This is a genomic window from Streptomyces sp. NPDC104831, assembly GCF_055583025.1.
Window position 1 is genome coordinate 76,664 of record NZ_JBVJOT010000005.1, and the last position, 8,162, is coordinate 84,825.

Annotated in this window: 5 protein-coding genes; 2 read left to right on the forward strand and 3 right to left on the reverse strand. The window is 69.0% G+C overall.

What is annotated here, in order from left to right; genetic code table 11:
* The first annotated feature begins 136 nt into the window (after positions 1-136).
* Positions 137-1,579: a CCA tRNA nucleotidyltransferase gene (locus tag ACZ63H_RS05295; protein ID WP_469862336.1), complete on the forward strand. Its 1,443-nt coding sequence runs from the start codon at positions 137-139 to the stop codon at positions 1,577-1,579.
* 109 nt (positions 1,580-1,688) lie between these two features.
* On the opposite strand, the gene ACZ63H_RS05300 is transcribed toward ACZ63H_RS05295, so the two are convergent.
* The 3 genes from ACZ63H_RS05300 to ACZ63H_RS05310 form a co-directional block, all read right to left on the reverse strand.
* Positions 1,689-2,951, reverse strand: coding sequence for an MFS transporter (locus tag ACZ63H_RS05300; RefSeq protein WP_469862338.1), 1,263 nt, complete (start codon positions 2,949-2,951; stop codon positions 1,689-1,691).
* A gap of 99 nt (positions 2,952-3,050) precedes the next feature.
* Entirely contained in the window at positions 3,051-4,133 is a 1,083-nt protein-coding gene (locus tag ACZ63H_RS05305; RefSeq protein WP_030615128.1) for an inositol-3-phosphate synthase, read from the reverse strand.
* 43 nt (positions 4,134-4,176) lie between these two features.
* On the reverse strand, positions 4,177-4,860 hold the full coding sequence (locus tag ACZ63H_RS05310; protein WP_469862340.1) for a PadR family transcriptional regulator: 684 nt from the start codon (positions 4,858-4,860) through the stop codon (positions 4,177-4,179).
* Positions 4,861-5,254: 394 nt separating this feature from the next.
* On the opposite strand from ACZ63H_RS05310, the gene ACZ63H_RS05315 reads away from it, so the two are divergent.
* Positions 5,255-7,999 (forward strand): transglycosylase domain-containing protein, encoded by a 2,745-nt coding sequence (locus ACZ63H_RS05315; protein WP_469862341.1) that lies wholly within the window; start codon positions 5,255-5,257, stop codon positions 7,997-7,999.
* Positions 8,000-8,162: the final 163 nt, after the last annotated feature.

Here is an 8,162-nt window from a genome sequence, read left to right on the forward strand (position 1 = left end):
CCGCAAGAACAGCGCTTGCGACGGGTATGCCGGGAGCTGTCCGGATGCCTCGGCGGGGCGCTCCGGGTCGCCCGGGGGCCGATGACCATGGCCGGTCACGCCGCCGCGGGGCGCGGGCCACGTACCCTCTTCTGTTGTGCCGAACCCCAACGAAGACACTCCCTCCGCCCTGAGCCAGGCGCAGCAGCGCGCGGTCGCCGAGCTGCTGCGGGTGGCCCCCGTCGCCGACGATCTCGCCCGCCGATTCCAGGAAGCCGGGTTCTCGCTCGCCCTGGTCGGCGGATCCGTCCGTGACGCGCTGCTCGGCCGGCTCGGCAACGACCTGGACTTCACCACCGACGCCCGCCCCGAGGACGTACTGAAGATCGTCCGGCCCTGGGCGGACGCCGTCTGGGAGGTGGGAATCGCCTTCGGCACGGTCGGCGCGCACAAGGGCGGCTACCAGATCGAGATCACCACCTACCGGTCGGAGGCCTACGACCGCACCTCGCGCAAGCCGGAGGTGTCGTACGGCGACTCCATCGAGGAGGACCTGGTCCGCCGCGACTTCACGGTCAACGCGATGGCCGTGGCGCTGCCGGAGAAGACGTTCATCGATCCGCACGGCGGTCTGGAGGACCTCGCCGCGCGGGTGCTGAGGACGCCGGGCACGCCCGAGGAGTCGTTCTCGGACGATCCCCTGCGCATGATGCGGGCCGCTCGGTTCGCCGCCCAGCTGGACTTCACGGTGGCTCCCGAGGTCGTCACGGCCATGACGGAGATGGCCGGACGGATCGAGATCGTCTCGGCGGAGCGGGTCCGGGACGAGCTGAACAAGCTTCTTCTGTCCGCGCACCCGCGCAAGGGGCTGACGCTGCTCGTCGACACCGGTATCGCCGAGTACGTCCTGCCGGAGCTGCCTGCGCTGCGCCTGGAGAGCGACGAGCACCACCGGCACAAGGACGTCTACGAGCACACGCTGATCGTGCTGGAGCAGGCGATGGCGCTGGAGGAGGACGGCCCGGACCTCACCCTCCGGCTGGCCGCGCTGCTGCACGACATCGGCAAGCCGCGCACGCGCCGCTTCGAGAAGGACGGCCGGGTCTCCTTCCACCACCACGAGGTGGTCGGTGCGAAGATGACCAAGAAGCGCATGACGGCCTTGAAGTACTCCAACGAGCTGGTGAAGGACGTCTCGCGGCTGGTCGAACTTCATCTGCGGTTCCACGGCTACGGCACCGGGGAGTGGACGGACTCGGCGGTCCGCCGCTACGTCCGTGACGCGGGCCCGCTGCTGGACCGTCTGCACAAGCTGACCCGTTCCGACTGCACCACGCGCAACAAGCGGAAGGCGGTGGCGCTGTCCCGGGCCTACGACGGCCTGGAGCAGCGGATCGACCAGCTGAAGGAGCAGGAGGAGCTGGACGCGATCCGTCCCGACCTCGACGGCAACCAGATCATGGAGATCCTGGGGGTCGGCCCGGGTCCGGCCGTCGGCCAGGCGTACAAGCACATGCTGGAGCTGCGCCTGGAGAACGGACCGATGGAGCACGACGCCGCGGTGGCCGCGCTCAAGGAGTGGTGGGCCGCACAGGGCTGAGCCGGGCCCGGTGACGTTTCACGTGAAACATCACCGGGGCGATGACAATGAGGGCCGGTGTTTCACGTGAAACACCGGCCCTCGGTCTCTTCTGGCGCGCCCCGTCGGCTCATCGGTACCGGATGCGGGACAGGGTCACGGCGATCGCTCCGTAGATGACGGCGACGAGCACCACCAGTGCTGCCGAGCGGCCGTCCGGCGGAAGCATGAGGGCCGCCACCCCCGCCGCACCGACGAACGCGACGTTGAAGAGGACGTCGTACACGGAGAAGACCCGGCCCCGGAAGCCGTCCTCCACGCATCCCTGGACGATCGTGTCCGTGGCGATCTTGGCCCCCTGGGTGATCAGACCCAGGACGAAGGCGGCGACCATGAGGGGAACGGTGGCGAACGGAAGCCCCAGTGCGGGTTCCAGCACCATGGCCGCGGCGGAGCACACCACGATCCAGCGGCGGGGGCCGAGTCGTCCCGCGGCCCAGGGCGTCACCACGGCCGCCGCGAAGAACCCGGCGCCGGACAGCGCCAGCGCCGCCCCCAGCAGCCGCAGCCCCTCCCCGGGCGCGTCGGCCAGGGCGTAGCGGCAGAGCATGAGCAGCAGGACGAGGAGTGCTCCGTAGCAGAAGCGCATCAGTGTCATGGCGGCCAGGGCCCAGGCCGCCTCCCGCCGCCGGGGTGCGGCCAGGTGTCGGATGGCCGCCGTCAGGTCCCGTGCCGTCTCGGCCAGCGCCGCCCCGAGACGGGGACGGGCCGGGCGGCGGTCGGGGCCGAGGAGGCCGGGGGCCAGGCGCAGGGACGCTAGGCCGGCGCCCAGGTACAGCAGGGCACCGCACAGCACCACCGCGGCGTCGGAACCGGACGCCACCACCCGTACGCCCAAGGCCAGGGCCCCTCCCGCGGTCGCGGCGAGGGTGCCGGCCGTCGGGGAGAGCGAGTTGGCGATCACCAGGCGCTCGGCGTCGACGACCCGGGGCAGGGCGGCGGAGAGCCCGGCGAGCACGAAGCGGTTGACGGCCGTGACGCACAGTGCGGAGGCGTAGAACAGCCAGTCGGGTGCGTGGCCGGTGATCAGCACGGCGGTGATTGCCGCCAGCAGGGCCCGCAGCAGATTGCCGTACACGAAGACCTGCCGGCGCCGCCAGCGGTCCAGCAGGACACCGGCGAAGGGGCCGACCAGGGAGTAGGGGAGCAGCAGGACGGCCATGGCGGAGGCGATGGCGGCGGCCGAGGTCTGTTTCTCCGGGGAGAAGACGACGTACGCGGCCAGCGCGACCTGGTAGACCCCGTCGGCGCCCTGGGAGAGGAGGCGCACGCACAGCAGGCGCCGGAAGTGCAGCAGGCTCCACAGCAGACGCAGGTCACGGACGACGGGCATGGCCGACAGCCTCACATATGCGGAAGGTCCCCGGGTCGGCGGACCCGGGGACCTTCACAGCCCTGGCAGGAGCGTTTCGTGCGAGCGGTTCTCAGCGCCTCAGCGCTCGACCTCGCCGCGGATGAACTTCTCGACGTTCTCGCGGGCCTCGTCGTCGAAGTACTGGACCGGCGGGGACTTCATGAAGTACGAGGATGCCGACAGGATCGGGCCACCGATGCCGCGGTCCTTGGCGATCTTCGCGGCGCGCAGGGCGTCGATGATGACACCGGCGGAGTTCGGGGAGTCCCAGACCTCGAGCTTGTACTCCAGGTTCAGCGGAACGTCACCGAAGGCGCGGCCCTCCAGGCGGACGTAGGCCCACTTGCGGTCGTCCAGCCAGGCCACGTAGTCGGACGGGCCGATGTGGACGTTCTTCTCGCCGAGGTCCCGGTCGGGGATCTGGGAGGTGACGGCCTGCGTCTTGGAGATCTTCTTGGACTCCAGGCGCTCGCGCTCGAGCATGTTCTTGAAGTCCATGTTGCCGCCGACGTTCAGCTGCATCGTGCGGTCGAGGATGACACCCCGGTCCTCGAACAGCTTCGCCATGACGCGGTGCGTGATGGTGGCGCCGACCTGGGACTTGATGTCGTCACCGACGATCGGGACGCCCGCCTCGGTGAACTTGTCCGCCCACTCCTTGGTGCCGGCGATGAAGACCGGGAGGGCGTTGACGAAGGCGACCTTGGCGTCGATGGCGCACTGGGCGTAGAACTTCGCCGCATCCTCGGAACCCACGGGCAGGTAGCAGACCAGGACGTCGACCTGCTTGTCCTTCAGGACCTGGACGACGTCGACCGGCTCCTCGGCGGACTCCTCGATGGTCTCGCGGTAGTACTTGCCGAGGCCGTCGAGGGTGTGGCCGCGCTGGACCGTGACACCGGTGCTGGGCACGTCGCAGATCTTGATGGTGTTGTTCTCGGAGGCGCCGATGGCGTCCGCCAGGTCCAGACCGACCTTCTTGGCGTCGACGTCGAACGCCGCGACGAACTCGACGTCGCGCACGTGGTAGTCACCGAACTGCACGTGCATCAGGCCGGGGACCTTGGACGCCGGGTCGGCGTCCTTGTAGTACTCGACTCCCTGCACCAGCGACGCGGCGCAGTTGCCCACGCCGACGATGGCTACGCGAACCGAACCCATTCCGGTTGCTCCCTGTGTGTACGAGTGAGGCCCTGACTGGGTCTCACGTGGCGGTGTCGTCGGGCGTATCCGTGCGGGGAGCCTCCCCGCGACGGGGCAGGCCGCCCGTCGATCCAGTGGTGGTGTCCTGCTGAGCGGGCCCCCCGGACGCGGAACCCCTCAGGTCCCGCCCGGCCCGCTCGCTCTCGATGAGCTCGTTCAGCCAGCGCACTTCGCGCTCCACGGACTCCATTCCGTGGCGCTGGAGCTCAAGCGTGTAGTCGTCGAGGCGCTCCCGGGTGCGCGTGAGCGAGGCGCGCATCTTCTCCAGGCGCTCCTCCAGGCGACTGCGCCGGCCCTCCAGGACGCGCATGCGCACATCGCGCGAGGTCTGCCCGAAGAAGGCGAACCGCGCGGCGAAGTGCTCGTCCTCGTAGGCGTCGGGGCCGGTCTGCGAGAGCAGCTCCTCGAAGTGCTCCTTGCCTTCCGCCGTCAGCCGGTAAACGATCTTGGCGCGGCGTCCGGCGAGCGGAGCGGCAAGGGCGTCCTCGTGGGTGTTCCCGGGCTCCTCGACCAGCCAGCCGCTGGCGACCAGCGCCTTGAGGCAGGGGTAGAGCGTCCCGTAGCTGAACGCTCGGAACACACCCAGCGACGTGTTCAGCCGTTTGCGCAGCTCGTAGCCGTGCATCGGGGACTCCCGCAGCAGGCCGAGCACGGCGAACTCGAGGATGCCGGAGCGCCGGCTCATCGTCGCCTCCTCCCGGCCCGCGGGTCCGTCCCGCAGGTCTCACAGTGCCTGTCAGCGTCTTATCTCGCGCTGATGTATCGGTTCGATACATCACGACGATAGAACGACCCGTCACATGCGACAAGGGGGACGGCGGTGAACGGGATCACATCACCGATTCGTAGGAGGCAAGTTGCCTGTTTTGGGGTGAACTTCGGGGCCCGGCGGGTTTTGGCGGTGCGTAGTCTGTGCGGCATGGACACCACCGGGAACCGCGTGACGCCTGGGGAGCGTCCACGTCCCCGGTGCAGTACGGGTGAATGCGGAACCGACCACATCCGTACTCCGGGGGGACCGGAAACCAGCCGCCGTTTCAGGCGCGCACGGGTGCGCCTGCCCGAGGAGTAATCGTTCGATGAGCGAGCACCGTCGCAAACCGCCGCAGCCGCAGGGAGGCGGACGTGCCGCGGCCCGACGCGGCCAGTCCGGCTCGTCCTCCGGCCGCCGGGCGGCACCGCGAGGCGCCACCGGGTCTCCTGCCGACTCCTATGGGTCCCATTCCTATGAGTCGGAGCCCATGGGACCGGGAGGTGAGGAGCGCGCCTACGGCGGCCGTGCCGAGGCACGCCGCGCGGCGCAGCGAGGCGGCCGGCGCCGTGGCGCCGAGAACACGGGCCCGGGGGGCCGGCGCGGCGGTCCGGGCGGGGCGACCGGCCCCGGACGCGGCAGGGGCCGGGCGACGACTGCGCCCGGCAAGAAGCGGTTCATCGACTACCCCCGGGCCGGCAAGGACGGCTGGCGGCGCTGGGTGCCGTCCTGGAAGCTGGTCAGCGGGCTGTTCATCGGCTTCGTCGGCAGCCTGGTGGTGATGATCGGCGTCGGTTACGCGATGGTGTCGATCCCGAACGAGAACGACGCGGCCAAGTCGCAGAACAACGTCTACTACTGGGCCGACGGTACCCAGATGGTGGCCACGGGCACCGGCGTCAACCGGCAGAACGTCAGCATCGACCAGATTCCCGAGGCGATGCGGTACGCGGTGATCTCCGCCGAGAACAAGTCGTTCTACGACGACTCCGGCGTCGACCCCATGGGCATCGCGCGCGCCATGGCCAACATGGCCCGGGGCGGCCAGACGCAGGGTGGTTCGACGATCACCCAGCAGTACGTGAAGAACACGTACCTGAGCCAGGAACAGACCGTCACCCGCAAGTTCAAGGAGATGTTCATCTCCATAAAGGTGGGCACGAAGCTCGACAAGGACCAGATCCTGCAGGGCTACCTGAACACCTCGTACTTCGGGCGGGGCGCGTACGGCATCCAGGCCGCGGCGCAGACCTACTACGGCAAGAACGCGGTCGACCTCAAGCCGAGCGAGTGCGCCGTCCTCGCCGCGCTGCTCAAGGGCCCGACGTACTACGACCCCGCGGGCAACCAGGACCTCGACAAGACGGCGACCCCGCAGGCCAACGAGAAGCGCTCCAGGGAACGCTGGGCCTGGATCCTCGGCGAGATGCACAAGGACAAGCACCTCGGCGACGCCCAGTACAAGGAAGCCATCGCCCAGTACCCCAAGCCCGACGGCCGCAAGGCGACCAGGGGCATGACCGGCCAGGTCAGCTATCTGGTCGACACGGCGAAGAAGTACGTCATCGCCCACTCCGACATCACGGAGGCGCAGTTCGACAGGGGCGGTTACCAGATCTACACGACCTTCGAGAAGGACAAGGTCAGCGCGCTGGCCAAGGCCGTGAAGAGCGTCCAGAAGGACCGCCTCGACCCCGAGCACCGGGAGCTGGACAAGTACGTCCAGTTCGGCGCGGCCTCGGTGAAGCCCAAGGACGGCGCGATCGTCGCGCTGTACGGCGGCGACGGTTACGAGAACGGCCACTTCACCAACAACGCGGACACCTCCGGTGTCCCCGTGGGTTCGACCTGGAAGCCCTTCGTGCTCGCCGCCGCCATGGAGTACGGGACGTACAAGTCCGGCGGGCAGGGCGTCTCCCCGCTGAGCAAGTACAACGGCAACGACCATCTCAAGGTCCGCAAGCCGGATGGGACGTACTACCTCAACAAGGACAACTCCTACTTCTACCAGAACAACGAGGGGCCCCGCCCCTGGGGTTACATCACCCTGCGCAAGGCGATGGAGCAGTCCATCAACACGCCCTTCGTGCAGCTCGGTGTCGACGTGGGGATGACCAAGGTCCGGGACGTCGCCCGGAAGACCGGCATCCTCCCCCAGAGCATGTCGCAGGACCTCAACCCGTCCTTCGCCATCGGCACCTCCACGCCCAGCGCGATCCGCATGGCCGACGCCTACGCGACCTTCGCCGCCTCCGGCAAGCAGACGGAGCCGTACTCCGTCACCGCGGTCAAGCTGAACGGCACCGACGCGCCCAGCTTCGTCAAGCCGAAGCCGAAGCCCACGCAGGCGCTGGACTCCAACATCGCCAACAACATCACGGACGTCCTGGAGAACGTCATCCAGAACGGCACCGGCAAGAACGCCAAGGCTCTCGGCCGGACGGCGGCGGGCAAGACCGGTACCACCGACGAGAACAAGTCGGCCTGGTTCGTCGGTTACACCCAGCAGCTGTCGACCTCGGTGGCGATGTTCCGCGAGAACCCCAAGGACCACAAGCTGCTGTCCATGAACGGCACGGCGAACACGGATTCCATCCACGGCGGTGACATCCCGACGCTGGTGTGGACCGAGTACATGAAGGCCGCGCTCAAGGGCAAGAACGATCCGGGCTTCCCGAAGGCCACCGAGATCGGCACGGTCCAGGACCAGGCGGGAGCCCCCTCGCCGACGCCGAGCTTCACCCCGAAGCCGACCCCGACGCCGACCCCGACCCCGACCCCGACCCCGAGCAAGACGACGCCCACGCCGTCTCCCTCGGCGAGCGAGACCTGCGATTTCGGGTGGGGCGACAACTGCGACGGCAACGGCAACGGCAACGGCACCGGCGGTGGCGGCAACGGAGGCGGCCTGGGCGGCACGGACACGGGCGGTACCGACGGAGGCACCATTCCGACGCCCTCGGGCACGGAGACCACCGGGACCGGGAACACCCGGGGCAACGGCAACGGCAACGGCAATGGGAACGGCAACGGCGGCGACGGCGGAGGCTTCTTCGCCGGCCAGGAGGGCTAGGCCGGTTCCGGCCGGTTGGCGCGGTACGAGCCGCCAGGAGCGTTTCACGTGAAACACGGGCCGGGGGACCCCAAGGGGGGGGGCGGTCCGTGGGGTGTTTCCTGGATGGGGCAGCTTTCCCGGCCGGGACAAAGCCGGAGAACACACACCTCAACCCCCACTC

Excerpts from the sequence above, each read along its gene's own strand:
- ACZ63H_RS05305 (WP_030615128.1), bottom strand. The coding sequence starts at position 4,133 with ATGGGTTCGGTTCGCGTAGCCATCGTCGGCGTGGGCAACTGCGCCGCG.
- ACZ63H_RS05300 (WP_469862338.1), bottom strand. The coding sequence starts at position 2,951 with ATGCCCGTCGTCCGTGACCTGCGTCTGCTGTGGAGCCTGCTGCACTTC.
- ACZ63H_RS05315 (WP_469862341.1), top strand. The coding sequence starts at position 5,255 with ATGAGCGAGCACCGTCGCAAACCGCCGCAGCCGCAGGGAGGCGGACGT.
- ACZ63H_RS05310 (WP_469862340.1), bottom strand. The coding sequence starts at position 4,860 with ATGAGCCGGCGCTCCGGCATCCTCGAGTTCGCCGTGCTCGGCCTGCTG.